This is a genomic window from Noviherbaspirillum humi, from assembly GCF_900188095.1.
GTDB classification, from domain to species: Bacteria; Pseudomonadota; Gammaproteobacteria; order Burkholderiales; family Burkholderiaceae_D; genus Noviherbaspirillum; species Noviherbaspirillum humi.
In genome coordinates this window covers 39,534-64,403 of sequence record NZ_FZOT01000002.1, presented here as the reverse complement: position 1 = coordinate 64,403, position 24,870 = coordinate 39,534, and the positions used below count along the sequence as shown (strand labels likewise).

25 protein-coding genes are annotated in these 24,870 nt (G+C 62.1%); 10 read left to right on the top strand and 15 right to left on the bottom strand.

Annotation, left to right across the window (positions count from 1 at the left end; genetic code table 11):
* The first annotated feature begins 88 nt into the window (after positions 1-88).
* Positions 89-847, top strand: a complete 759-nt coding sequence (locus tag CHB88_RS03645) for an RNA methyltransferase (protein ID WP_089397953.1) — start codon at positions 89-91, stop codon at positions 845-847.
* Between the two features lie 188 nt (positions 848-1,035).
* Here CHB88_RS03645 and lexA read toward each other — a convergent pair whose 3' ends face one another.
* Positions 1,036-1,698 (bottom strand): transcriptional repressor LexA, encoded by a 663-nt coding sequence (gene lexA, locus CHB88_RS03640; RefSeq protein WP_089397952.1) that lies wholly within the window; start codon positions 1,696-1,698, stop codon positions 1,036-1,038.
* Between the two features lie 238 nt (positions 1,699-1,936).
* On the opposite strand from lexA, the gene rpsF reads away from it, so the two are divergent.
* The 4 genes from rpsF to rplI are packed head-to-tail and all read left to right on the top strand — an operon-like array spanning position 1,937 to position 3,417.
* Complete coding sequence (gene rpsF / locus CHB88_RS03635; protein ID WP_089397951.1) at positions 1,937-2,305, top strand: 30S ribosomal protein S6; 369 nt, start codon at positions 1,937-1,939, stop codon at positions 2,303-2,305.
* An 18-nt stretch (positions 2,306-2,323) separates the two neighbouring features.
* Positions 2,324-2,608 carry a primosomal replication protein N gene (priB, locus tag CHB88_RS03630; protein ID WP_089397950.1) on the top strand — a complete coding sequence of 95 codons (285 nt, stop codon included), beginning with the start codon at positions 2,324-2,326 and terminating at the stop codon, positions 2,606-2,608.
* A 47-nt stretch (positions 2,609-2,655) separates the two neighbouring features.
* On the top strand, positions 2,656-2,940 hold the full coding sequence (gene rpsR, locus CHB88_RS03625; protein ID WP_089397949.1) for a 30S ribosomal protein S18: 285 nt from the start codon (positions 2,656-2,658) through the stop codon (positions 2,938-2,940).
* Positions 2,941-2,964: 24 nt separating this feature from the next.
* Entirely contained in the window at positions 2,965-3,417 is a 453-nt protein-coding gene (gene rplI, locus CHB88_RS03620) for a 50S ribosomal protein L9 (RefSeq protein ID WP_089397948.1), read from the top strand.
* Between the two features lie 249 nt (positions 3,418-3,666).
* Here the strand turns inward: rplI and CHB88_RS03615 are convergent, their stop codons facing one another.
* The 4 genes from CHB88_RS03615 to CHB88_RS03600 are packed head-to-tail and all read right to left on the bottom strand — an operon-like array spanning position 3,667 to position 8,379.
* Entirely contained in the window at positions 3,667-5,226 is a 1,560-nt protein-coding gene (locus tag CHB88_RS03615) for a DHA2 family efflux MFS transporter permease subunit (protein WP_089397947.1), read from the bottom strand.
* On the bottom strand, positions 5,223-6,395 hold the full coding sequence (locus tag CHB88_RS03610) for an HlyD/EmrA/EmrK family protein (protein WP_089397946.1): 1,173 nt from the start codon (positions 6,393-6,395) through the stop codon (positions 5,223-5,225). The genes CHB88_RS03615 and CHB88_RS03610 overlap by 4 nt, the downstream gene beginning before the upstream one ends.
* Positions 6,396-6,430: 35 nt before the next feature.
* The gene (locus CHB88_RS03605; RefSeq protein ID WP_089397945.1) at positions 6,431-7,909 is read right to left on the bottom strand and encodes an efflux transporter outer membrane subunit; all 1,479 of its coding nucleotides are present in this window, start codon (positions 7,907-7,909) and stop codon (positions 6,431-6,433) included.
* Positions 7,906-8,379, bottom strand: coding sequence for a MarR family winged helix-turn-helix transcriptional regulator (locus tag CHB88_RS03600; protein WP_176442302.1), 474 nt, complete (start codon positions 8,377-8,379; stop codon positions 7,906-7,908). The genes CHB88_RS03605 and CHB88_RS03600 overlap by 4 nt, the downstream gene beginning before the upstream one ends.
* Before the next feature lie 173 nt (positions 8,380-8,552).
* Between CHB88_RS03600 and CHB88_RS03595 the strand changes: the two genes are divergently transcribed.
* From CHB88_RS03595 to CHB88_RS03585, 3 genes are all read left to right on the top strand, one after another.
* The gene (locus CHB88_RS03595; RefSeq protein WP_089397943.1) at positions 8,553-9,959 is read left to right on the top strand and encodes a replicative DNA helicase; all 1,407 of its coding nucleotides are present in this window, start codon (positions 8,553-8,555) and stop codon (positions 9,957-9,959) included.
* Positions 9,960-10,075: 116 nt separating this feature from the next.
* Entirely contained in the window at positions 10,076-10,702 is a 627-nt protein-coding gene (locus tag CHB88_RS03590) for a DUF47 domain-containing protein (RefSeq protein ID WP_089397942.1), read from the top strand.
* Between the two features lie 105 nt (positions 10,703-10,807).
* Positions 10,808-11,815: an inorganic phosphate transporter gene (locus CHB88_RS03585; protein WP_089397941.1), complete on the top strand. Its 1,008-nt coding sequence runs from the start codon at positions 10,808-10,810 to the stop codon at positions 11,813-11,815.
* An 88-nt stretch (positions 11,816-11,903) separates the two neighbouring features.
* Here CHB88_RS03585 and CHB88_RS03580 read toward each other — a convergent pair whose 3' ends face one another.
* From CHB88_RS03580 to CHB88_RS03535, 10 genes are all read right to left on the bottom strand, one after another.
* Positions 11,904-13,568, bottom strand: a complete 1,665-nt coding sequence (locus CHB88_RS03580) for a PhoH family protein (RefSeq protein WP_176442301.1) — start codon at positions 13,566-13,568, stop codon at positions 11,904-11,906.
* A gap of 234 nt (positions 13,569-13,802) precedes the next feature.
* On the bottom strand, positions 13,803-14,276 hold the full coding sequence (locus tag CHB88_RS03575) for a peroxiredoxin (protein ID WP_089397940.1): 474 nt from the start codon (positions 14,274-14,276) through the stop codon (positions 13,803-13,805).
* A 41-nt stretch (positions 14,277-14,317) separates the two neighbouring features.
* Positions 14,318-15,283 (bottom strand): polysaccharide deacetylase family protein, encoded by a 966-nt coding sequence (locus CHB88_RS03570; protein ID WP_089397939.1) that lies wholly within the window; start codon positions 15,281-15,283, stop codon positions 14,318-14,320.
* A gap of 4 nt (positions 15,284-15,287) precedes the next feature.
* Complete coding sequence (locus CHB88_RS03565; RefSeq protein ID WP_089397938.1) at positions 15,288-16,343, bottom strand: bifunctional UDP-4-keto-pentose/UDP-xylose synthase; 1,056 nt, start codon at positions 16,341-16,343, stop codon at positions 15,288-15,290.
* A gap of 44 nt (positions 16,344-16,387) precedes the next feature.
* A complete protein-coding gene (locus CHB88_RS03560; protein WP_089397937.1) occupies positions 16,388-17,281 on the bottom strand; it encodes a formyltransferase in 894 nt (297 codons plus the stop codon).
* A 3-nt stretch (positions 17,282-17,284) separates the two neighbouring features.
* Entirely contained in the window at positions 17,285-18,268 is a 984-nt protein-coding gene (locus CHB88_RS03555) for a glycosyltransferase (RefSeq protein WP_089397936.1), read from the bottom strand.
* A gap of 21 nt (positions 18,269-18,289) precedes the next feature.
* A complete protein-coding gene (locus tag CHB88_RS03550; RefSeq protein WP_089397935.1) occupies positions 18,290-19,414 on the bottom strand; it encodes a DegT/DnrJ/EryC1/StrS family aminotransferase in 1,125 nt (374 codons plus the stop codon).
* A 51-nt stretch (positions 19,415-19,465) separates the two neighbouring features.
* Positions 19,466-19,837, bottom strand: coding sequence for an EamA family transporter (locus CHB88_RS03545; RefSeq protein ID WP_089397934.1), 372 nt, complete (start codon positions 19,835-19,837; stop codon positions 19,466-19,468).
* Positions 19,834-21,510, bottom strand: coding sequence for a glycosyltransferase family 39 protein (locus CHB88_RS03540; RefSeq protein ID WP_089397933.1), 1,677 nt, complete (start codon positions 21,508-21,510; stop codon positions 19,834-19,836). Before CHB88_RS03540 ends, CHB88_RS03545 begins: the two co-directional genes overlap by 4 nt.
* Positions 21,507-21,905, bottom strand: a complete 399-nt coding sequence (locus tag CHB88_RS03535) for an Mth938-like domain-containing protein (RefSeq protein ID WP_089397932.1) — start codon at positions 21,903-21,905, stop codon at positions 21,507-21,509. The genes CHB88_RS03540 and CHB88_RS03535 overlap by 4 nt, the downstream gene beginning before the upstream one ends.
* A 267-nt stretch (positions 21,906-22,172) precedes the next feature.
* Here CHB88_RS03535 and CHB88_RS03530 point away from each other — a divergent pair, with 267 nt between their 5' ends.
* Positions 22,173-23,402 carry a pyridoxal phosphate-dependent aminotransferase gene (locus tag CHB88_RS03530; protein ID WP_089398466.1) on the top strand — a complete coding sequence of 410 codons (1,230 nt, stop codon included), beginning with the start codon at positions 22,173-22,175 and terminating at the stop codon, positions 23,400-23,402.
* 54 nt (positions 23,403-23,456) lie between these two features.
* Positions 23,457-24,779, top strand: a complete 1,323-nt coding sequence (locus CHB88_RS03525) for a homoserine dehydrogenase (protein ID WP_089397931.1) — start codon at positions 23,457-23,459, stop codon at positions 24,777-24,779.
* The last annotated feature ends 91 nt before the right edge of the window (positions 24,780-24,870 follow it).

Genomic DNA, 24,870 nt, shown 5'->3' with positions numbered 1-24,870 from the left:
GCCTGCCGCGCTCGGAACCGCATGAGTAATTGGATAAGAACAAAGCGGCAGGACGATGTCATCCTGCCGCTGAATACCGCTATTTTAAATGAACCAGCCACAAACCAGTATTCCCGTCTTCAAGCGCCTGCGATTCGTGCTCGTGGAGACCAGCCATCCGGGCAATATCGGATCGGCGGCGCGCGCCATGAAGACCATGGGATTTTCCGATCTGGTGCTCGTCAATCCGCGCTTTCCGGATGCGGCCAAGCATGAGGAGGCTATCGCCTTCGCCAGCGGCGCGCTGGATGTCTTGACCGCGGCGCGGGTCGTCGGTTCGATCGACGAGGCGCTCGAAGGCTGCAACTTCGCCGCCGCGCTCAGTGCCAGATTGAGGGAATTTTCACCTCCGGTGGAGACGCCGCGTCGTCTTGCCGCCGCCATTGCCGGCAGGGAAGGGTTGAACGCTGCCTTGGTGTTCGGCAATGAACGCTATGGCTTGCCGAACGAAGCGGTGACCCGCTGCAATGTCCTCATTAACATTCCTGCCAACCCGACGTATTCATCCCTGAATTTGTCACAGGCAGTGCAGGTGCTGGCTTATGAAATGAGGATGGCGAGCGAAGAGGGCGTGGCGCCGGCCGCCGGCGTGGGTTTCCAGGGGGAGGCGGCGCGTCTGGCGGACATCGAAGGCATGTATGCCCACCTCGAGCAAGCCCTGGTGGCGATCGATTTCCTCGATCCGGCCAATCCGAAGAAGCTGATGCCGCGCCTGAAGCGACTGTTCTCCCGCACCGGCATTGAGACCGAAGAAGTGAACATTCTGCGCGGCATCGCCGGCAGCATCCTCGCCAAGTGCAGGAAATAGGCGGTCGCGCGAGCTTGGCTGGCACTAATGGGATTGGCTTGAGACAAAGCCAAGACTGGGTCGTTGGTGAGGCAAAGCGCAGTCCACGTCGTGCGCCTGTACGTGCCGACAAGGTCTCTGCACCGCCATGAAGAGGCCGGCCGAACATCCACTTTAGGCCGGCCTGTATTCAGGCTAGAGGTGAAGTGTCAGCCCCAGGCGCGGAGCAGGCCGACTGCCAAACCTTCCAATGCGAAATTGTCGCGCATCGGCTCGACCCGGATTGGCTCGAAATCGGGATTTTCAGGAAGCAATTCGATCAGCGAACCGGTTTTCTTGTAACGCTTGACCGTTACTTCTTCTCCGAGTCGGGCGACGACGATCTGGCCGTTCTTAGCGTTGTCCACCTTCTTCACTGCCAGCAGGTCGCCGTCCATGATGCCGGCATCGCGCATGGAAAGGCCGCGCACCTTGAGCAGGAAATCCGGCTTGGCGGAAAACAATGAGGCATCGACGGCATAGGTGGCTTCTATATGCTCTTCCGCGAGAATGGGCGAGCCGGCGGCGACACGGCCGATCAACGGCAAGCTCAATTGGACGATGGCCGGATGCGGCAAGGACATCTGGCGGCCGAGCGTAGGCCGGTAGCTTTCCCCCATCGCGTCCAGAAGACGGATGCCACGGGAGGTGCCGGGAGAAATTTCGATGGCGCCCTTGCGTGCCAGTGCCTGAAGATGTTCCTCGGCGGCATTGGCGGAACGGAAGCCGAGTTCGCTGGCGATTTCGGCGCGGGTCGGCGGGAAGCCCGTGTTTTGGATGGCTTCCTTGATGAGATTGAGGATCTGTTCCTGCCGTGCTGTCAGCTTGATCATGGGTTCCCGCTAAACTGGGTTTAAAGACAGACTGTATTTTTATACAGTGAGGTCGGGATTGCAAGCATCTTCCATGGATTTCCGCCGATTTCACCGCCAATCCGGCGCCGTTCTTCAATAAATCCTTGAATGTATTGAGCTATTCCAAGTTTCGGGTTATCATCGAGGGCTTTCCTCTTCCCACACCCGTGTTGACGCCGGGGTGGGCGATTCGTTAATCCGTCCATAAGGAGATTACATGCGTCATTATGAAATCGTTTTTATCGTCCACCCGGACCAGAGCGAGCAAGTCCCGGCCATGATCGAGCGCTACAAGGGCATCGTTTCCAGCCGCGGCGGCAAAGTGCATCGCGTGGAAGACTGGGGCCGTCGCCAGATGGCTTACATGATCGAGAAACTGGCCAAGGCTCACTACGTTTGCCTGAACATCGAGTGCGACAGCGAGACGCTGGCCGAAATCGAAACCGGCTTCAAGTTCAACGACGCCGTCCTGCGCCACCTCACCGTCAAGATGAAGCGCGCTGAAACCGCGCCGTCGCCGATGATGAAGGCCGTGCAGAAGGAAGACGCCGCCAAGTCCCAGCGTTCCGAAGCAGCCGCCCAGTAAGGCAGCGGCACCAGGAGCGTGAACCGGCTGGAACTGGTGGCGTGCATCGCCGAACGCGATGCACTGCGATACACCCCGGCAGGCATTCCGATCGTCGCAGTCAAGCTGCAGCATGAGTCGGAACAGTCGGAGGCTGGCATGCAGCGCCAAGTTTTTCTCGACATCTCGGCCATCGCGGCCGGAACGATCGCGGGAAGACTCAACGGCGCGGAGCTCGGCAAGCCTTACCGGTTCAGCGGATTCCTGGCGCGGAAGAATCGCAACAGCAAAAGCCTCGTGCTGCACATCGTCGATTTCGACTGAGTGCAGCGGACCAAGCAGAACTCAAAGATTAGCTACAGGAGCCAACCATGGCATTCGGTAAAAAATTCGATAAAAGCAAACTCAAGCAAAAGCGCCAGCAGCAGAACCCGCTGTTCAAGCGCAAGAAATTCTGCCGCTTCACCGCCGCCGGCGTTGAACAGGTGGATTACAAGGACATCGACACCCTGAAGGACTTCGTTCAGGAAAATGGCAAGATCATGCCGGCACGCCTGACCGGCACCAAGGCTCACTACCAGCGTCAGGTGGACACCGCGATCAAGCGCGCCCGCTATCTCGCGCTGCTGCCGTACACCGATCTGCACAACGCCTGATTGACGACTGAATAGGAGAAAAACATGCAAGTCATTCTGTTGGAAAAAGTCGTCAACCTCGGCAACCTCGGCGATATCGTCAAGGTCAAGGACGGTTACGCTCGCAACTTCCTGATCCCCCAGCGCAAGGCACGCCGCGCTACCGAAGCCGCCAAGGCTGAATTCGAAGCCAAGCGCGCCGAGCTGGAAAAGGCCGCCGCCGAGAAGCTGGCTGCTTCCCAGGCCCAGGGCGAACAGCTCTCCGGCAAGCAAGTCCAGATCGCACAGAAAGCCGGCGTTGACGGCCGCCTGTTCGGTTCCGTGACCAACTTCGACATCGCCGAAGGGCTCGGCAAGATGGGCTTCGCTGTCGAAAAGGCCCAGGTCCGCATGCCGCAAGGCCCGATCAAGACCACTGGCGAGCATCCGGTTTCGGTTGCCCTGCACACTGACGTGGTGGTCGACGTCACCGTCGTGGTGACTGGCGAACACGCCTAAGCTGCCTCATTGCTGGCGGATCAGTCCGCTGGCGACAGCCAAAAAAGCCGGGCTTGCCCGGCTTTTCTCGTTTACCGCATTTCATTCTCTGATCCCGCACTTCTGGACCTTTTGCTGCCAATCCTCATCGGCTCCGCCAATCCAGGCCACAGCCCGGCCACGTCGAGGTCCCAGCCAGGTCTCACGTGTACCTTGAACACATGTCTAGCCGTTTCGATGGCAGCGTACCGCTGCCATCGCCTCATCCGTTCAATGCCCCATGGGCGCTCCCGTCATCTTCTTCGGCTTCATCAGCCATACCAGACCAATCAGCAGGAAGAAGCCGAAGCCGCAGATCATGAAGAACTCATTGGTGGCCAGCATATAGCTCTGGGCGCTGATGGTGCGCTCGATCACTGCATATGCCTGTTCCAGCGTCAGGCCACCGGATTGAAGGCGGTTCAGATAATCCACGCTGACTGGATTGAACGCGTTGACGTTCTCCATCAGCCGCGCATGGTGATCGGTGGCGAGATGCTCCCAGGCGGTGACGCTGATGGCGGTACCCATGGCGGCGCCGAGCGTGCGAAGGAAGTTGGAGAGGCCTGAGGCTGCCGCCATGCGGTCCGGCGTGATGTTGGAGAGCATCAGCGACTGCACCGGCATGAAGAAGAACGCCATGCCGATGCCTTGCACCAGGCGCGGCTCGATGATGGTCCAGATGTCGACGTCGAGGGACATCAGGCTGTTCCACAGCGATACGCCGCCCATGATGATGAAGGCCATCGTCGCCAGGAAGCGCAGGTTGAGGCGGGCGATGTTGCGCCCGATGATGGGCGACAGGATGAGGGTGAAGATGCCGATCGGCGCCATCGCCATGCCGGCTTGTGCCGAGGTATAGCCCATCACCACCTGCAGCCAAAGCGGAAAGATCACCACCGAGCCGAAATAGGTCATGAAGCCGATCGACAGAACGATCACGCCGTAGCGGAAGTTGAGGTCGCGGAACAGCTGCAGGTCGACCACCGGATGCTCGGAGTACAAGGTCCAGGCGATGAAGAAGGTGAGGGCGACAACCGATACGACGGCGAGGGCGACGATGAAGGGCGAGGCGAACCAGTCGTAGTCCTTGCCTGTCTCCAGCATCAGCTGCAGGCTGCCGATGCCCACGACCATCAGCGCCAGGCCGATGCCGTCGAGAGGTACCTTGAGCGTGGCCGAATCGCGCCTGCGCATCAGCGTCCAGATGGTCAGGCTGCCGAACAGGCCGATCGGAATGTTGATCAGGAAGATCCAGGACCAATGGAAATTGTCGCTGATGTAGCCACCCATGAGCGGTCCGGCGATGGGCGCCAGGATCACGGTCATCGCCCACAGGCCGAGTGCTGCCCCGCGTTTCTCTGGCGGGAAGTTCCGCACCAGCAGCGTTTGCGACAGCGGCACCATCGGGCCTGACACCAGCCCTTGCAGGAGCCGAAACAGGACCAGCATTTCCAGATTTACCGAGAAGGCGGCCAGCGCCGACATCAGGGTGAATGCCAGCACCGACAGCACGAACAGCTTCACCTCGCCGATTCGCCGCGCCATCCAGCCGGTCAGCGGCACCGCGATCGCTGCCGCCACCGAGTAGGCGCTGATGATCCAGGTTCCCTGGCTGGTGGATACGCCCAGCGAGCCGGCAATGGTCGGGATCGAGACGTTGGCGATGGTGATGTCCAGGATCTCCATGAACGTCGACAACGCCGCCGCCACCGTCAGCAGCAGCAGCGCCGGGCCCTTCAATGGCGCCGGCTGCGCTGAAGCGCCGGCGGTGGAAGAGGAAAGACTCATGACTTCAGGTTAGCGGTGATGATGGATGCGATGCGCGCCTTGGCCTTGTCGTCGATGGCTGCGCTCGGCGCGGCGGAAACGAGCGGCGTCGGCGCGCTGGTGTTGTCGCCGACCGGTCGGCCGCGCTTGTCATGCAGATCGACTTCCGCATGCATGGACAGGCCGACGCGCAGCGGGTGCTCCTTCAAATCCTTGTCATCGATGGCGATGCGCACCGGGATGCGCTGCACCACCTTGATCCAGTTGCCGGTCGCATTTTGCGCCGGCAGCAGGGCGAAAGCAGAACCGGTGCCGGCAGCCATGCCGACGATGTGGCCGTGGTACTCCACCTTGCCGCCGTAGACATCGGAAGTCAGTGTCACCGGTTGGCCGATGCGCATGTCGCGCAGCTGCGATTCCTTGAAATTGGCATCCACCCAGACCTGGTCCAGCGGAATGATGGCCATCACCGGCGTGCCCGGGTTGACGCGCTGGCCCACCTGCACGCTGCGCTTGGCGACTTCGCCGGATACCGGCGCATACAGCGTGTTGCGGCTCTGCGCCAGCATCGCTTCCTGCAGCCGTGCCGCAGCGCGTTGCACATTCGGATGGTTCTGCACCGAAGTGCCTTCGGTCAGCGCGCGGCCGGAGGCGAGCTGTTCGCTGGCGGCATTCACCGCCGCCTGGGCTGCGGTGACGGCGGCTTCCGCATGGCGGATCTCTTCGGCCGAGACGGCGCCGGAGCCGGCCAGCGCCTTGCGCCGCGCCAGGTCGTCGCGGGCCTTGGCAAGTTCCGCTTGGCGCATGGCGAGCGTGGCGCCCGACTGGGCTTGGGAAGCAAACAGGGTGCGGACTTCACGCACCGTCTGCGCCAGCTGAGCCTCGGCCTGGGCCACCGCCACGTCGGCATCGGCGCTGTCGAAGCTCACCAGGGGCTGGCCTGCCTTCACGGTATTGGTGTCGTCGGCATGGATGCGGGTGACGGTGCCGGCCACCTGGGGCGTGACCTGCACCACATTGCCCTGCACGTAGGCGTTCTCGGTCTCTTCCACATAGCGGGCGAACAGGAACCAGTACAGGCCGTAGAGGAGGGCCGCCAGCACGAAGATCGTGGCTATCGTCAGCAGCACCTTCTTGCGTTTCTGCGGACGTGCGGCGGTGTCGTTGAGAGTCGTGGTTGCGGTATTCATGGTCGATTCTGATCTCTGGTTTTCTTCGAATGGTGTCAGCGGCCGGCGCGGGCCAGGGGCGCAGGCTGCGCGTCGGTGAAGCCGCCGCCCAGCGCGCGTACCAAGGTCACGTGCAGATCCTGGCGGCGCGCGCGGATCTCGGCAGCGACGCGGCGCTGGGCCAGCACGCCCGTCTCGGCGCTGAGCACGGTGAGAAACGGCGAAAGCCCGCCCTGGTAGCGCAGCATCGCGAGGCGATAGGCTTCCTCGGCAGCGGCGAGCGCCTCGGCGGCGGCTTTCTCCTCCCGTGCCAGGCTGGCGATGCGGGCCAGCTGTTCGGCGGCATCCTGGGCTGCGGAAAGGATGCTGGCGTTGTACTGGCTCACGGCCAGGTCGATGTCGGCCGCCCGCCCCGCATGGTTGGCCTTCAGCCGCCCCTGGTCGAACAGCGGCAGGCGCAGCGCCGGACCGACGCTGGTGATCAGGCTGCCGGGGGAAAGCAGGTTTGGCAAGCCGATTGCCTGCACGCCGGCCAATCCGTTCAAGCTGAGATTGGGGTAGAACTGGGCGCGGGCTGCGTCGAGTTCGCCGAAAGCGGCGGTGAGGCGCTCCCGCTGGGCGGATACTTCCGGACGGCGGCCGAGCAGGTCAAGCGAAATATCCGGCGGAAGGTTGAATGCCGCCAGCGCCAAGCGCGGGCGCCGTATGGCCGCCGCGGCGCCCGGCAGATCGCCGCACAGCGCGGCGATCTGAAGCCGGGTGACTTCGATCTGGCCCTGCAGCTGAGCGATGTCGACGCCGAGGGCGGCTTCGCCGCTTTCGGACTGCTTCAGTTCAACCTTGGTATCCAGGCCGTTCGCTACCCGCTTGGCCACCAGCTCACGCATGGCGCGGCGTTGCTGCAGGGTCTGCTGCAGCACCTCCAGCATGTCGTACTGGGCAGCCAGCTGGCCGTAGGCTCGGGCGACGGAAGTGGAAAGCGCCAGTCGGGCGGCATCCTGGTCGTAGCCGGCCGCCTTCAGTTGTGCCTGTGCTGCCTGTACCAGCGTGCCGTTGCGTCCCCAGAAGTCGAGGTCATAGCTGAAATCGACGGCGGCGAGTCCCTGACTGATCGATTCTCCGCCTTTGCCCAGCGGCGGCTTGGGCAGGATGTAATTCTCGGATTGACGGCCATATGAGACATCGGCGCTGCCGTTGAGCTGAATGCCGATCGCCGACTGCGCGCCAGCCACTGCGGCCTGGGCACGGGCGATGCGGGCGCGAGCCGATGCCAGACTGGGGCTGGCGTCGAGCGCCTTTTGCATCAACGCGTCGAGCTGTGGGTCGCCATAAGCGCGCCACCAACCATCGGACGGCCAACTGCGGTCGCCATCCGCCGCCGGTACGGCAAGGGCGAGGTCGGCTGCAGAAAGGGCTTTCGGCTGCGACGGCATGTCGGGCAAGCCGGCGCAGCCGGCAAGGGCGACGGCAAGCGCAATGGCAAGTGCCGCAGGCACCGGGCAAGGCGGCGCCAGGAAGAATCGTTTGGCTTTCATGGGTTGTCGCTGTTGATTGGCTGATTGCAGGCGTTGGCGATCATGCGGCCGAGGAAGCTCCGGAAAAGATCCACTTCTTCGGCGCTGAAGCCGCGCAGATGGTGGTTCAAGGCCGCAACCGCGACCTCGGTCATGCGCCCGGCCGCCTGAACGCCTTTGTCGGAAAGCGCCACCTTGATGACACGGCGATCCGATTCACTGCGGCTGCGCACGATGAAGCTTTTTTCCTCGAGGCGATCGAGCATGCGCGTCATGGCGCCGGTGTCGGCCACGACTTCGCGCGCGAGGTCGGCTGCCGTCTTGACGCCGGCATGATGCACCTTGAGCAGGATGCCGAATTGGGCGTGGGTGATGTCGAATTCGGCAAGCGCCCGATCCAGGTTGTTCGCCATCAATTGGCCAGCACGCTTGATCAGGAAACCGATGCTGGTGTCCGGGGAGTAAGTCTGCGTAGAAAAGAGAGGAGGCATGGGCATTTTCGCGAATATACGCCAATATAGCTGCCTAGGCAGTAATTGTCAAGGCAGCCGAATGCCATATAGGAAAAATGGCGGTTTGCTAGAGGAAGCAAGTGGTTTTGGCAAGCGCTGGTTGTTGCTCGCAGCCATTGCGGCGAGTCATTTCTCCAGAGATAATCCCGCCCATGAACTCCCGCATCGAATCCCGCGAAACCCGCTCCGATCCTCAGATCGATTCCCTCCGCATCCCGCCGCACTCCATCGAAGCTGAGCAATCCGTGCTCGGCGGTCTGCTGCTCGACAACGCGGCGTGGGACCGCATTGCGGACTTCGTGCGCGAGGACGACTTCTATCGCTACGACCACCGCCTCATCTTTCAGCACATCGTCAAGCTGATCAACAGCAGCAAACCGGCGGACGTCATCACGGTCTATGAATCCCTGAACGTCAGCAACAAGGCCGAGGAAGTCGGCGGTCTGTCCTACCTGAACGCGCTGGCCCAGAACACGCCCTCCGCCGCCAACATCCGCCGCTATGCAGAGATCGTGCGCGAGCGCGGCGTGCTGCGCCGCCTGATCACCGTGTCCGACGAAATCGCCACGCAGGCCTTCAGTCCGCAGGGCAAGGAAGTGAAGCAATTGCTGGACGAGGCCGAGTCGAAGATTTTTGCGATCGCCGAAGAGGGCGCCCGCGGCGCCCAGGGATTCCTCGAGATTCAGCCGCTGCTGACCCAGGTGGTTGAACGCATCGACGAGCTCTACAACCGCGACAACCAGAATGACATCACCGGCGTGCCGACCGGTTTTGCCGACCTCGACAAGATGACCTCTGGCCTGCAGCCGGGTGATCTGGTCATCGTCGCGGGACGTCCCTCCATGGGTAAAACCGCGTTCTCCATCAACATCGGCGAGCATGTCGCGATCGAGAGCGGCCTCCCGGTGGCGGTGTTTTCCATGGAGATGGGAGGCGCCCAACTGGCGATGCGTATGCTCGGCTCGGTTGGCCGGCTCGACCAGCACCGGCTGCGCACCGGCCGCCTGAACGACGAGGATTGGCCGCGTCTGACTTATGCCATCCAGAAGATGAACGACGCCCAGTTCTTCATCGATGAAACGCCGGCGCTGAGTTCCATCGAATTGCGTGCCCGCGCCCGCCGCCTGTCCCGGCAGTGCGGCAAGCTGGGCCTGATTATCATCGACTACCTGCAGCTGATGTCGGCCAACTCGGCCGGCGAGAACCGCGCTACCGAGATCTCGGAGATCTCGCGCAACCTGAAGGGCTTGGCGAAGGAACTGAATTGCCCGGTGATCGCGCTGTCGCAGCTCAACCGCTCGCTCGAGCAGCGTCCCAACAAGCGCCCGGTGATGTCCGACCTGCGTGAATCCGGCGCCATCGAACAGGACGCCGACGTCATTTTGTTCATCTACCGTGACCAGGTCTACAATCCGGACTCCCCGGACAAGGGCACGGCCGAGATCATCATCGGCAAGCAGCGTAACGGCCCGATCGGTACCGTCCGCCTCACCTTCCTCGGCGAGTACACCAAGTTCGACAATTACACTGGCGGCCAAGCCATCTTCGGCGGCGAGTAAAATCGCGCTTTCTTGCCATTTTGAGCTTCGCGCCGTATTCGCAGTCAAACGCCTCAGGGTACAATGCGCGGGTTTCGCGGCAGCCTGCCGGAATTTGATTACTTTGAGAGAACATTATGTTTGGACGACTCATGCCCACCGAGGGCAAATTCTTCGACCTGTTCGAGCAGCATGCGGATTACTGCGTCAAGGGCGCCAAGGAAATGGTGGCGCTGATGACCAATTTCGATGACCTCGACAACCGCGTGCACGCGATCGAAGGCGTCGAGAAGCAGGCTGACAAGATCACCCACCAGACGCTGGACCTGCTGCACAAGACGTTCATCACGCCGCTCGACCGCGACGACATTCACCAGCTGATCACGCGCATGGACGACATCCTCGACCTGCTGGAGGATGCCGCCCAGACCATTTCCCTGTACGACATCAAGGCCATCACGCCCGAAGCCAAGCGCCTCGCGGAACTCTGCCTCGCCTGCACCGAGAAGGTAAAGTCGGCGGTGACCCTGCTGCACAACATGGACAATTCCGGTCAGATCCTCGGCATCTGCGAAGAGATCGACCGGCTCGAATCCGATGCCGACCATGTCATGCGCTCCGCCATGTCCAAGCTGTTCCGCGACGAGCCGGACGTGCGCAATCTGATCAAGCTGAAAGCAATCTACGAAATCCTGGAGACGGTCACCGACCGCTGCGAGGACGTGGCCAACATCATCGAAGGCATCATCGTCGAGAACGCCTGATCGGGGCTCCGTGGCCGCCGGTTCGCCGGCGGCGGGATGCCGGCGCCGCAATGCGGAGCTAGTCCGCGCCTGCGCCGCGCCGGCTGAACAAGATCAACAACACCCATGAATACACTCCAGATTAGCCTGTACACCCTTGCGCTGCTGATCGCCCTCGCGCTGCTGTTCGACTTCATGAACGGCTTCCATGATGCCGCGAATGCTATCGCCACCGTGGTTTCCACCGGCGTGCTGCGCCCGCAGACGGCGGTGGCCATGGCTGCCTTCTTCAACGTCGTCGCGATCTTCTTTTTCCAGCTCAAGGTGGCATCGACCGTCGGCAAGGGAACGATCGAGCCCTCCATCGTCGATCACTACGTCGTGTTCGGCGCGCTGGTCGGGGCGATTTTCTGGAACGTGCTGACCTGGTACTACGGCATTCCGTCGTCCTCTTCCCATGCCCTCATCGGCGGACTCGTCGGCGCTGCGGTGGCCAAGGCTGGCACCGGCTCCCTGATCTCGGGCGGCCTGATCAAAACCATCAGCTTCATCGTGCTGTCACCGCTGCTGGGGTTCGTCTTCGGCTCTCTGATGATGCTGCTGGTGTCGTGGATCTTCGTTCGCTCCACGCCGCGCCGCATCGACAAGTGGTTCCGCCGCCTGCAGCTGATCTCCGCTTCCATGTACAGCCTCGGCCACGGCGGCAACGACGCGCAGAAAACCATGGGCATCATCTGGATGCTGCTCATCGCCGCCGGCTACACCACCGCGCAGGATCCGCTGCCGTGGTGGGTGATCATCGGCTGCTACACCGCCATCGGCCTCGGCACGCTGTTCGGCGGCTGGCGCATCGTCAAGACCATGGGTCAGAAAATCACCAAGCTCAAGCCGGTGGGCGGATTCTGCGCGGAGACCGGCGGCGCGATCACGCTGTTCCTCGCCACCGCGCTCGGCATCCCCGTGTCGACCACCCATACCATCACCGGCGCCATCGTCGGCGTCGGCTCTTCCCGCAAGATGTCGGCGGTGCGCTGGGGCGTGGCCGGCAACATCGTCTGGGCCTGGATTCTTACCATCCCGGCATCGGCCTTCGTTGCCGCCATCGCCTGGTGGATAGGCACCAAGATCCTTTGATTCGAATCCAGAAAAACAAAGGCCCGCATCCTTCCGGATTGCGGGCCTTCTTCATTGCGCCGCCCGTCGCGGGCGGCTGCAAGCAAGGCTACAGCACGTCGCTGGCGTGATCCGCCAGCCTGGAGCGCTCGCCCCGCGCCAGCGTCACATGGCCGCTGTGCGCCCAGCCCTTGAAGCGGTCCACGACATACGTGAGGCCGCTGGAGCCTTCGGTGAGATAGGGCGTGTCGATCTGCGCGATGTTGCCGAGGCAGATGATCTTCGTGCCGGGACCGGCGCGGGTGACCAGGGTCTTGATCTGCTTCGGCGTCAGGTTCTGGGCTTCGTCGACGATCAGGAACTTGTTGACGAAAGTGCGCCCGCGCATGAAATTCATCGACTTGATCTTGATGCGGGAGCGGATCAGGTCCTGCGTCGCGGCGCGGCCCCATTCGCCGGCATCGCTGTCGGTCTTGTTCAGCACTTCGAGGTTGTCGTCGAAGGCGCCCATCCAGGGCGACATCTTTTCCTCTTCGGTGCCGGGCAGGAAGCCGATGTCTTCGCCCACCGGCACGGTGACCCGGGTGACGATGATTTCATTGTAGAGCTTCGTCTCCAGCACCTGCGCCAAGCCGGCGGCGAGCGCCAGCAGGGTCTTGCCGGTGCCGGCCTGGCCGAGCAGGGTGACGAAGTCGCACTCCGGATTCATCAATAGATTCAGCGCGAAGTTCTGCTCGCGATTGCGGGCGGTGACGCCCCACACGCCGTTCTTGCCATGGGTGTAGTCGCGCAGCGTCTGCAGCACCGCCGTCTTGCCGTTGATCTGCTTGACCTGGCCGTAGAACGGCGCCTCGCCATTGCTCGGTTCGAGGAACACGAACTGGTTGACCAGCATCGACGGCACCGTCGGACCGGTGACGCGATAGAAGGTATAGCCGGTGCCATGCTTGTTCTCCTGCCACGACTCCATGCCCTTGGCATGCTTGTTCCAGAAGTCGTCCGGAAGCTGCAGGATGCCGGAATAGAGCAGATCGGTGTCTTCCAGCACATGGTCGTTCAGGTACTCTTCGGCCGGCAGGCCCATCGCACGCGCCTTGATGCGCATGTTGATGTCCTTGGACACCAGCACGATCGGGCGGTCGGGGAACTGTTCTTCCAGCGCGCGCACCACGCCGAGGATCTGATTGTCGGCCTTGCCGCTGGGGAGGCCTTCGGGAAGCGTCGTCGGCTGCAGCTTGGTCTGGAAGAAGAGACGGCCCTTGGCATCCTTGTTGCCCAGCTTGGACAAGGGAATGCCGCTCTCTATGTCTTCTTCCTGCACGTCGGCGACCAGCGCATCGAGCGAGCGCGATACCTGGCGCGCATTCCTTGCGACCTCCGACATGCCCTTCTTGTGGTTGTCGAGTTCCTCCAGCGTCATCATCGGCAGGTAGACGTCATGCTCCTCGAAGCGGAACAGCGAGGTCGGGTCATGCATGAGCACGTTGGTATCGAGTACGAACATCTTGGTGATACCGGCCTTGTCGGCCGAGCGGCTGGTGCCGGACTTCATCAGGCTGGGCACTGCGCGCGGCTTGGTGGCAACCGCCTTGACGGCCGGCTTCTCGGCGATGCGGCCGCGCGCCTTCGGCGCTTCCACGGCTGGTTCTGCGGGTGTCGCGGGCGGCTCCACGAGGGAAACCACGGGTTTGACGGACTTGCCTTTTTCTGCCTTGGGATAATCTTCAGGGGACAGCAGTGTTGCGGGTTTCGTCGGTATTTTTGGCAGTGGCATCAGAACCTCAACAGGAAATTGTCTGAAATAGGGTCAAGACTCGACGATGGTCGTCGACGACTGCAGGTGGGCCGCAACGTCCAGCGCTGCGGGAAGGGGTTGATGAAGGGACGACAAACGGAAAAAGGAAAACCGGTTTTCGCAAACAAAAAAGCCGTTTGGGAAGGCTGCACGCCACTTCCGCAAACGGCTTTCGAGAGGAAAAATCTGCTGGATTCAAATCGGCTCGTCAGTTCAAGCCAGAGACCCCACGAACTCCAAAACTTCGTCGATGTGCCCTGGCACTTTCACTCCACGCCATTCTTTCACCAAATTGCCAGATGCGTCAATGACAAAAGTGCTGCGCTCGACGCCCCTTACCTTCTTGCCGTACATGTTCTTGACCTTCATCACTTCGAACAGATTGCAGAGCTTTTCGTCCGGGTCGGAGATGAGTTCGAAGGGAAGCTCGAGCTTGCCCTTGAAATTGTCATGGGAAGCGATGCTGTCGCGGCTGATGCCGAAGATTTCCGCGCCGCGCTCCTGAAATTGCGGATACAGGTCACGGAAGTGCATGCTTTCCGTGGTGCAGCCGGGCGTGTTGTCCTTGGGGTAGAAGTACAGCACCAGCTTGCGGCCGCGATAATTCTGCAACTGGAACTCGGTACCGCCGGTCATGGCGCCGGAGAAGTCGGGAACGGGGGCGCCGAGCGCCACTTGGTCGGTCATGTTAACTCCTGCAGATTGATTGTTCTTTTCGTTTTGCTCGCTCAAGAGGGACGGGCGGGCTGCTGCCTCGCCGGCTCGATGATCACTTCGCCGGAGCGGCCAGGCAATTCGCCCCAGGCAAAATCCCGGACCGGAAGCCGCTGCCCTGCGACGTGTTCATGGTACTGCCGCATCGATACCAGATCGTAGCCCTGGTCGCGCCAGCCGCCCAGCAATTGCTCGAAGATGGGGGCGAGTTTCTGTCCTTCAAGCTCGGCGTGCAGGGTAAAGACATGATCCCGCCGCGTTTCCGTCAGGCGCAGCAGATACTGCGGCAGGTTGTCCAGGTTGATGGTGGTGCCATTGATGTCGCGGCCGAGCACTTCATCCAATGTCGGCAGCGTGGTCGGCAGCTGGACACAATTCAGCTCTTGGCCTTCCACGCGGAGGCGATAAGGGCCGGCCGAAGCATCGGCCAAGCTGCCATCTTCTTTCAATTCGGAACGGCCGTCGGATGCGTAGCGCATGCCGTAGGCATCAAGCTGGCGGAAGGCATGTTCGTTCATCTGCCAGCCGGCGGCGCCATGGGTCTGGGGCGCCGCGCCGAAGATGGACCGAAAGCGCTGAAACGCCTCGTCCATCTGGTTTCGGGTCCATGCGGCGTCGCGCTTGCGCACATTGTCCTGCCAATAGACATGATCCCAGGTATGGATGCCGCATTCGAAGCCGTCCTTAGCCACCGCCCGCATCTGCCCGGCGCAGGTGCGGCCGATGTCGGGGCCGGGAAGCAGCACGCCGTACATCAGCGTCTTGATGCCGTAATGCTCCACCACCGACGTACGCGACACCTTCTGGAAGAAGCCCGGGCGCAGCGCCCGGCGCAAGGCCCAGCCGGTATGGTCCGGACCGAGCGAGAACAGAAAGGTGGCATCGGCCCGGTGCCGGCGCAGCATGCGCGCCAGATTGGGCGTGCCTTCCCGGGTGCCGCGATAGGTGTCGACGTCGATCTTGAGGGTCAGCAGCGGCACTGTCTCAATCCATCAGGGCGCGGGCGTCGGCCACCTGACCGCGATAAGCGTCGAAGATGTTGCGCAGGGTGGCTTCCATGGTGGTGGTGGGTTTCCAGTCGAGTTCCTCGCAGGTGTTGGTGATTTTCGGCACGCGATTCTGCACGTCTTGATACCCCTTGCCGTAGTAGGCGGCAGAAGTGGTCTCCACCAGCTGGACCTTCTTGGCGGTGTCGGCGTATTCCGGGTACTCGGCAGCGAGCTTGAGCATCATGGTGGCCAGTTCGCGGATGGAGTAGTTGTTGGTCGGATTGCCGATGTTGTAGATCTTGCCGCTGGCGACGCCATCCTTGTTGGCGATAATGCGCATCAGGGCGTCGATGCCATCGTCGATGTAGGTGAAGGCGCGCTTCTGCTGGCCGCCGTCAACCAGCGAGATGTTCTCGCCGCGCACGATATGGCCGAAGAATTGGGTGACGACGCGCGAGCTGCCTTCCTTCGGCGTATGGATGGAATCGAGACCCGCACCGATCCAGTTGAATGGACGAAACAGGGTGAAGTTGAGGCCGCTCTCCATGCCGTAGCCCCAAATCACGCGGTCCATCAGCTGCTTGGCGCAGGAGTAGATCCAGCGCGGCTTGTTGATCGGGCCGCAGATCAGCTCGGATTCTTCGGGGTCGAATTCCTCATCATGGCACATGCCGTAGACTTCGGAAGTGGACGGGAAGACCAGATGCTTGTTGTACTTGGCGGCAGAGCGGACGATGGGCAAGTTGGCTTCGAAGTCCAGTTCGAACACGCGCAGCGGCTGCTTCACATAGGTCGACGGCGTGGCGATGGCCACCAGCGGCAGGATGACGTCGCATTTCTTGACGTGGTACTCGACCCACTCCTTGTTGATGGTGATGTCGCCCTCGAAGAAGTGCATGCGGCTCTTGTAGCTCTCGTTTTCCAGGATGTCCGTGATGCGGTCGGTCATCATGTCCATGCCATAGACATGCCAGTCGGTGGTTTCGAGAATGCGCTTGGACAGGTGATGGCCGATGAAGCCGTTGACACCGAGAATGAGGACTTTTTTCATATCGATTTCTTAATGTGGAGCCGCCGGACGAGCGGATTGACGATTTACAGGAGTTGCTGCAGCTCAGCCGGCGTCACCGTCTTGCCGTCGGAAAGCAACGTAGAGATCTGGATGGCGCGGCCATCGCCGCCCACGCCAAATATGCGATTATCCACCACAGCCAAGCCCGGGAGCAAATGCGGCATGGTTTCTTTGGCAAGACGCGCCTTGCCGATGATGAAGGTGCGGCCGTTCAGGACGGTCCAGGCGCCGGGGTAGGGCGGCGCCACCGCGCGGTGCAGATTGTAGATTTGCTGGGCGCTCTGCTGCCAGTCGATGCGCCCGTCCTCCGGCTTGCGTCCGCCGAAATAGCTGCCCTGGCGGAGGTCATTTTCCTGGCGCGAGATGCGGCCGGCGATCATTTCCGGCAGCGCCCGCCACAGTGTCTGCTCCGCGGCGACCGTTACCTTGCCGAACACTTCATGGGCCGTATCGTCCGGCAGGATGGGCACCGCGGTTTGGGCCACGATGGCGCCGGCATCCGGCTTGGCCAGCATTTCATGCAGGGTGGCGCCGGTCTCGGTCTCGCCATGCAGCACCGCCCAGTTCACCGGCACACGGCCGCGATATTTCGGCAGCAGGGAGCCGTGCATGTTGAAGGCGCCCTGCGGGGCGAGTCCCAGCACGTTCACCGGCAGCATGTGGCGGTAGTAGAAGCTGAAGATCAGGTCCGGCCGGGCGGCCTGCACCTGGTGCAGCAATTCTTCGGATTTCGGATCGTCCGGCGTGATGTAGGGAATGCCCTGTTCTTCGCAGACCGAGGCGACGGATTCGAACCAGATGGTTTCGGCAGGGTTGTCCTGATGGGTCACGACCAGAGCGACATCGACGCCGCGTGCGAGCAATACCCGCAGGCAGCGCACACCGACATTGTGATAGGCGAAGACGACGGCGCGCATGGTTCAGCCTTTCGTGCCGTTGACCGGCTCCACAATGTGCGCCGGTTCGACGGCGGCGCCTTCCTCGAGAATGGCCTGAATCACGAAGCGCGGCCGGCCGCGTACCTGCTGATAGATGCGGCCGACATACTCGCCGACCAGGCCGATGCCGAACAGCACCACGCCGAGCAGGAAGAAGGTGATGGCGAACAGCGTGAACACGCCCTCGACCTCGGCGCCGAACAGGAAGCGCCGCGCCAGCAGCACCACGAAGAGCGCTGCCGAGACGAAGGACAGGCCGATGCCGAGCATGGAAAACATCTGCAGCGGCACCAGCGAGAAGCCGGTGATGAGATCGAAATTCAGCCGGATCAGGCTATACAGCGAGTATTTCGATTCCCCGGCGGCGCGCTCCTCGTGCTCCACGATGATTTCGGTCGGACGGCGGGAAAAGGTGTAGGCCAGCGCCGGGATGAAGGTATTGACCTCGCTGCATTGATTGATCAGATCAATCACGTTGCGGCCGTAAGCGCGCAGCATGTTGCCCTGGTCGGTCATCTTGATGCGGGTGATTCTTTCGCGCAGGCGATTCATCACGCGGGATGCAACGGTGCGCCAGGCCACGTCCTGGCGCTCGCGGCGGATGGACCCGACATAGTCATAGCCCTCGCGCACCTTGGTCACGAGGTGGCCGATTTCTTCTGGCGGGTTTTGCAGGTCGGCATCCAATGTCACGGTGATGTCGCCACGGGTAGCCTGGAAGCCGGCCAGGATGGCCATGTGCTGGCCGTAATTGCCGTTGAACAGGATGACGCGGGTGACGTCGGGTCGGAGCCGGAACTGCTCCGACAGGATGGCGGCCGAGCGGTCGCGGCTGCCGTCGTTGACGAACAGGACCTCATAGGAAATGCCAAGCTTGTCCAGTGCCGGATACAGGCGGGCGAACAGCTTGGCCAGGCCGCTTTCCTCGTTATAAACGGGAATGACTACGGAAAGTTCGGGTTTCATCAGGGCAGAAATCGGACGGTCTTATTTTTGAAGTACGGATTTTACAGCCTCGACCGCGCGCTCCACGTCCCTGTTTTCCATGGCGAAAAACATGGGCAGGCTGACGATGCGCTTGCCGACCCGCTCCGCCACCGGGAACATGCCTTCCTTGAAGCCGCGCTCGCGGTACAGGCTGAAGAGGTGGATGGGCGGATAGTGGTAGCCGATGCCGATGTTCTTGGCCATCATTTTTTCCATGAAGTCGGCCCGGGTGATGGTTTCCGGCAGCACCAGCTGGTACATGTGCCAGTTGCTGTTTTCAAAATCCGCCACTGGCAGCTGGGCGCCGAACTGCTCCTCGAAATCGGTGCCGAAGCAGTCGAAGTAATGCTTCGCGAGGGCGCGGCGCTTGGTGGTCACCGCATCGATGTGGGCGAACTGGCCGAGGCCGATGGCAGCCGCGACATCGGTCATGTTGAACTTGCCGCCGAGGACGTCGACATCGATGCCGTCGAAGCCGCTGCGCGTCACGCCCTGCAGGCGGATCTTCTCAGCCAGCTTCGCTTCTTCCGGCGTGTTGACCACGAGGCAGCCGCCTTCTGAGGTGGTGATGTTCTTGTTGGCCTGGAAGCTGAAGGACACCAAATCGCCGAAGGCGCCGATGCGGCGCCCCTTCCAGGACGAGCCGAGAGCCTGTGCCGCATCCTCCACCACGCGCAGCTTGTGCTTGTCGGCGATGGCGTACAGCCGGTCCATGTCCACCGGCAGGCCCGCCAGGAACACCGGGATCACCGCCTTGGTGCGCGGCGTGATCGCGGCTTCCAATTTGTCCAGGTCGATGTTGCGGGTAACCGGATCAATGTCGGCGAACACCGGCGTCGCCCCGACTTCCAGGATGACGTTGGCCGTGGCCACCCAGGAGATCGGGGTGGTGATCACCTCGTCGCCCGGGCCGATGCCGGCCAGCCGCAGCGCGATTTCCATGGTGCAGGTGCCGGAGTTGAAGGTGCGCACCAGGCGCCCGCCGAAGTAATCGGACAGCTGGACTTCGAAGGCCTGGACCTTGGGGCCGCTGGTGATCCAGCCGGAGCGAAGCACTTCGCCGACGGCGGCGATGGTGGCTTCATCGATGGTGGGCTTGGAAAACGGCAGGAAAGATTCGCTCATGATGACTGGCTTTGAAGTTCGTGGTTCGGATTGGCGTGCTGGACAGGCAGGCTAGCTGCGCGCCAACAGGGCGACGCCGACGATGATGATGCCGATGGCGAGCAGGCGCTGGGCGCTGACCGCTTCGCCGAGAAAATACCAGGCACCGATGGCATTGATGATGTAGCCGAGGGATAGCATCGGATAGGCGATGGTGACATCCACCCGCGACAGGCCGATGATCCACACCACTACTGACAAAACATAGCAGGACAGCCCGCCGATGATGGGCAGCTGGGTGGCCAGCTTGATGCCGGTGCTGAACCAGTTCTCCGCCGTCAGGTGGATGGCGCCGACGGCATTGGTGCCGGCCTTCAGCAACAGCTGCGCGACCGCATTCAGGCAAATGCCGGTGAAGATGAAGCCGAAGGTGGCGAGGTTCATTGGCCGGCCGCTCCATTGTCGCTGACGACGATGACGCGGCGCGGGTCCTGTCCAATGACCCGCATCGGCACGCCCTGCTGCTTGAATTCCTCATAAATGTTCGGCCGCATGATGGCAATGGATTTCTTGCCGGCTTCCGTATCCGCGCGCCACTTGCGCACGAAATCGTCACGCTTCGGAATCCAGAGGCGCGGCTCCTGCTCCAGGCCGAAGGCCATCTCGTCCGCATGTTCCACCAGCGTCATGGTGCGGCGCAGATAGAAGGGCAGGGCTTGTTCATAGCGGCCGACAAGATAGATGGGCGTGTCCTTCGTCACCTCTTTCTCCAGGGCGGGCAGATGGTGCACGCCCGCGGCATAGCTGCCGAGCGGCTCGTGGCCGATCATCAGCAGCTGGCTGCATAGAAATCCGGCAGCCGCCAGCACCAAGGCCGCCAGTTCCTTGCGATGCATCTTGAAAGCGATCCAGAAGGCAGCCAGCGCGCCGAGCAGCGCGAGCACCGTGCCGCGGTAGACCCAGGGCATGTAGGCTTCGTACAGGGGCACGGCAAAGGCTTCGTCCGTCATCCCCGGCATACGATGCACGAAGGCCAGTCCGATGAGGGCGATTGCCGCGGTCACGCCCGAAGCAATGGCGACGGCACGCGACGACGCCTGATCGAGATAGGCGGCGATCAGCAGCCCCAGCGCCGGGAAGATCGGCAGGATGTAGGAGGGCAGCTTGGAGCCGGAAACGCTGAAAAAGAAAAAGATGAATACGGCCCAGACCAGCGCTATCTTCTTCGGCTGGAAGCCCGATCCCGGTTCGCGCGCCGCCTGCCACAGGCTTTGGATGAATATGCCAAGCCAGGGCACGATGCCGGCGATCAGGATCGGCAGGAAATACCAGGGAGGGCCCGCGCGGGAGTGCACCTTGCTCGTAAAGCGCTGGAAATGCTCGTGAATGAAGAAGAAGCGCAGGAATTCCGGATTCTTGATCGAGACCAGCACGAACCAAGGCACGGTGATGAGGAAGAACACCAGCAGGCCGGCGCCGATATGCAGCCGCTTCCAGATTGCCCAGTCACGGGCCACGAAGCTGTAGATCACCAGCACGGCACCAGGCAGCACGACGCCGATCAAGCCCTTGGAAAGCACGGCCAGGGCCATGCCGGCCCAGCAGGCGAGCATCCAGCGCCGCCGCTCGCGCGGGCCGGCGCCTTTGCGCTGCGCGATCAGGAGGCCGCATAGCGCCAGGGTCATCATGCCGGACAAGCCCATGTCCAGCGTGTTGACATGGCCGAGCGCCGCCCAGAAGAAGGAGGAGGCGAGCACCGCGCCGGCGAGGAAGCCGGTGCGGGCATTGAACACCCGGGCTCCCGCATATGCCGTCAGCACCACGCCGAACAATCCGCACAGACCGGTCCAGAGCCGGGCCTGCCATTCACCCAGGCCGAAAAGCGCGAAGGTGAGGGCGTTCATCCAGTTCTGCAGCGGCGGTTTCTCGAAGTACTTGATGCCGTTCAGGCGCGGCGTGATGAAGTCGCCGGTGGCAACCATCTCGCGCGCCATTTCGGCGTAGCGGCCCTCGTCGGTCGGCACCAGGGTGCGGGCGCCCAGGGCGTAGAACCAGACGATGCAGAACAGCAGGAAAACGATCCAGACGGTGGTTTTCGACTTGTGAGGTTCGGTCATGCTGCTCCCGATCCCGTGGTTGCCTGTTCGAAGATCAGGGCCAGGGCGACCTTGCGGCCTTCGCCCATGAGAATGTTGTAGGTGCGGCAGGCGGCGGCATTGTCCATGCACTCGACGCCGACCTGGCGCGAAGTGAGCGGCTTGGTCAGGCGCGGATGGATGAAGCGCTGGCGTTCGCCAGTGCCGAGAATCACCACTTCGGGGCCGAGCGTGTCGATCTGCTGGAAGCTCTCGACGGTAAGCGCGTCGAACGACGTCACCGGCCAGGCAACAGGCTGGGTCTCCGGCAGGATAATCAGGCTGTGAGCAAATCGAACGGCATTGACCTCGACGCTGCCCGGTTCATAGGCAGTGACGGTCTGGTAGTGCTGGGTTGGGTTGGCGTGGAGTTTCATGGTGTGTTCTCGCCGGGAGGTCGGACGGTATTGCGCAAGCAGGCGGGCGCCAGGCCGGATTGGGACATGGCAGGCATCGAAACCGGTTCCGACACATTCCCGTGCTTGAAATTCCGGCAATGCGATCAAAAAGATGCCGCATTGTAGCGTTTTCCATCCCAAAACAGGACTTCATACATTGATAAAACAGGTTGCTTTCGGCAAAATGGCCGTTTTGGCGGTGCAGCATGGCCGCTTGGCATTGCAATGTTCACCGGGGAAGCGCGCGTGCGGTCGATTCAGAAATCCAAGAAATTAGCAGACGTTTGCTATGACATCCGTGGTCCTGTGCTTGAGAAAGCCAAGCAGATGGAAGAAGAGGGCCACAAGATCATCAAGCTGAACATCGGCAACCTGGCCGTGTTCGGCTTCGACCCGCCCGACGAGATCGTGCACGACATGATCATCAACATGGGCAATGCCTCCGGCTACACCGACTCCAAGGGCCTGTTCGCGCCGCGCAAGGCGATCATGCATTACACCCAGGAAAAGCGCATCGCCGGGGTGGGCATCGACGACATCTTCATCGGCAACGGCGCGTCCGAACTCATCGTCATGGGCATGAACGCCCTGCTCAATTCCGGCGACGAAGTGCTGGTGCCGGCGCCCGACTACCCGCTCTGGACGGCGGCGGTCAGCTTATCCGGCGGCAAGCCGGTGCACTACATCTGCGACGAGGCGGCGGACTGGTATCCCGACATCGAGGACATCAAGCGCAAGATCACGCCGCACACCAAAGCCATCGTCGTCATCAACCCGAACAACCCCACCGGCGCCCTCTATCCAGTGTCGCTGCTGAACGAGATCGTCGAGCTGGCGCGCCAGCACCAGTTGATCGTGTTCGCCGACGAGATCTACGACAAGACCCTGTATGACGACGCCGAGCACACTTCCATCGCCTCGCTCGCCGACGACGTGTTGTTCCTCACGCTGAACGGCCTCTCGAAAAATTACCGCTCCTGCGGCTACCGTGCCGGCTGGATGGTGGTATCCGGCGAGAAGCGCCACGCCAAGGATTACATCGAAGGCTTGAACATGCTCGCCTCGATGCGCCTGTGCGCGAACGCGCCCGGCCAGTATGCGATCCAGACCGCGCTCGGCGGCTACCAGAGCATCAACGACCTGGTGGGCCCCGGCGGCCGCCTGCTCAAGCAGCGCGACCTGGCGCACAGCCTGCTGACCGACATCCCGGGCGTCTCCTGCGTGAAGCCGAAGTCGGCGCTGTACATGTTCCCGCGCCTCGACCCGAAGATCTACCCGATCCAGGACGACCAGCAATTCGCCTACGAGCTCCTCGCGGAGGAAAAGGTGCTGATCGTGCAGGGCACCGGCTTCAACTGGGTCGCGCCGGACCATTTCCGCGTCGTGTTCCTGCCGAATTCCGACGACCTCACCGAAGCGATCGGCCGCATCGCCCGCTTCCTCGAGCACTACCGCAGGCGGCACGGCACGCTCTGAGCGCGGCCCGCGTCGACAGCAGATAACCCTTTCCATCCGTCGCAGAAAAGAATCATGAAACCCATCAAAGTAGGCTTGCTCGGCATCGGCACCGTCGGTTCCGGCACTTTCCAGGTACTCAAGCGCAACCAGGAAGAGATCCGGCGCCGCGCCGGACGCGGCATCGAGATTGCCATGGTCGCCGACCTCAATGTCGAGCGTGCGCGCGAATTGACCGGCGGCGCCTGCGAGGTGGTGGCCGATGCGCGTCAGGTGGTCGAGCATCCGGACATCGACATCGTGGTCGAGCTGATCGGCGGCTACGGCATCGCCAGGGAGCTGGTGCTGAAGGCCATCGCCAATGGAAAACATGTGGTTACCGCCAACAAGGCGCTGCTGGCCACCCATGGCAACGAAATCTTCAAGGCGGCCCAGGAAAAGGGCGTGATGGTCGCTTTTGAAGCGGCGGTCGCCGGCGGCATCCCCATCATCAAGGCGCTGCGCGAAGGCCTGACCGCCAACCGCATCGAGTGGATCGCCGGCATCATCAACGGCACCACCAACTTCATCCTGTCGGAGATGCGCGACAAGGGCCTGGACTTCGACGTAGTGCTGAAGGAAGCACAGCGCCTGGGCTATGCCGAAGCTGACCCGACCTTCGACATCGAAGGCGTGGACGCGGCGCACAAGGCCACCATCATGTCGGCCATCGCGTTCGGCATTCCGGTGCAGTTCGACAAGGCCCATGTGGAAGGCATCACCAAGCTGCAGGCTACCGACATCCGCTATGCCGAGCAGCTCGGTTACCGCATCAAGCTGCTCGGTATCGCCAAGCGCGCGGAGGTCAATGGCGTGGCCGGCATCGAGCTACGCGTGCATCCGACCTTGATCCCGGCCAAGCGCCTGATCGCCAACGTCGAAGGCGCGATGAACGCGGTGCTGGTGCAGGGCGACGCCGTCGGCGCTACGCTGTATTACGGCAAGGGCGCTGGCGCCGAGCCGACGGCTTCCGCCGTCATCGCCGACCTGGTGGACATCACCCGACTCGCCACCGCCGATCCGGGACACCGCGTGCCGCACCTCGCCTTCCAGCCCAACGCGATGACTGACACGCCGATCCTGCCGATGTCGGAAATCACCACCAGCTACTATCTGCGCATGCAGGTGGCCGACCAGCCGGGCGTGCTGGCCGATATCACTCGCATCCTGGCCGATGCCACTATCTCGATCGACGCCATGCTGCAGAAGGAGCCGGCGGAGGGCGAGAGCCAGACCGACATCATCATGCTGACGCACCAGACCCGTGAAAAGCATGTCGAGGCTGCGATCGCCCGCATCGAGGCGCTGCCGACCGTGGCCGGCCAGGTCACCAAGATCCGCCTGGAACAGCTGAGCTGATTCCCTTGCACCTGCCGCCGCTTTTCCCCGCGGCGGCTGACGGCGCCGGCGCCCGACTATAATGGGCGCTTTCCGCGCAACCGAAATCGTT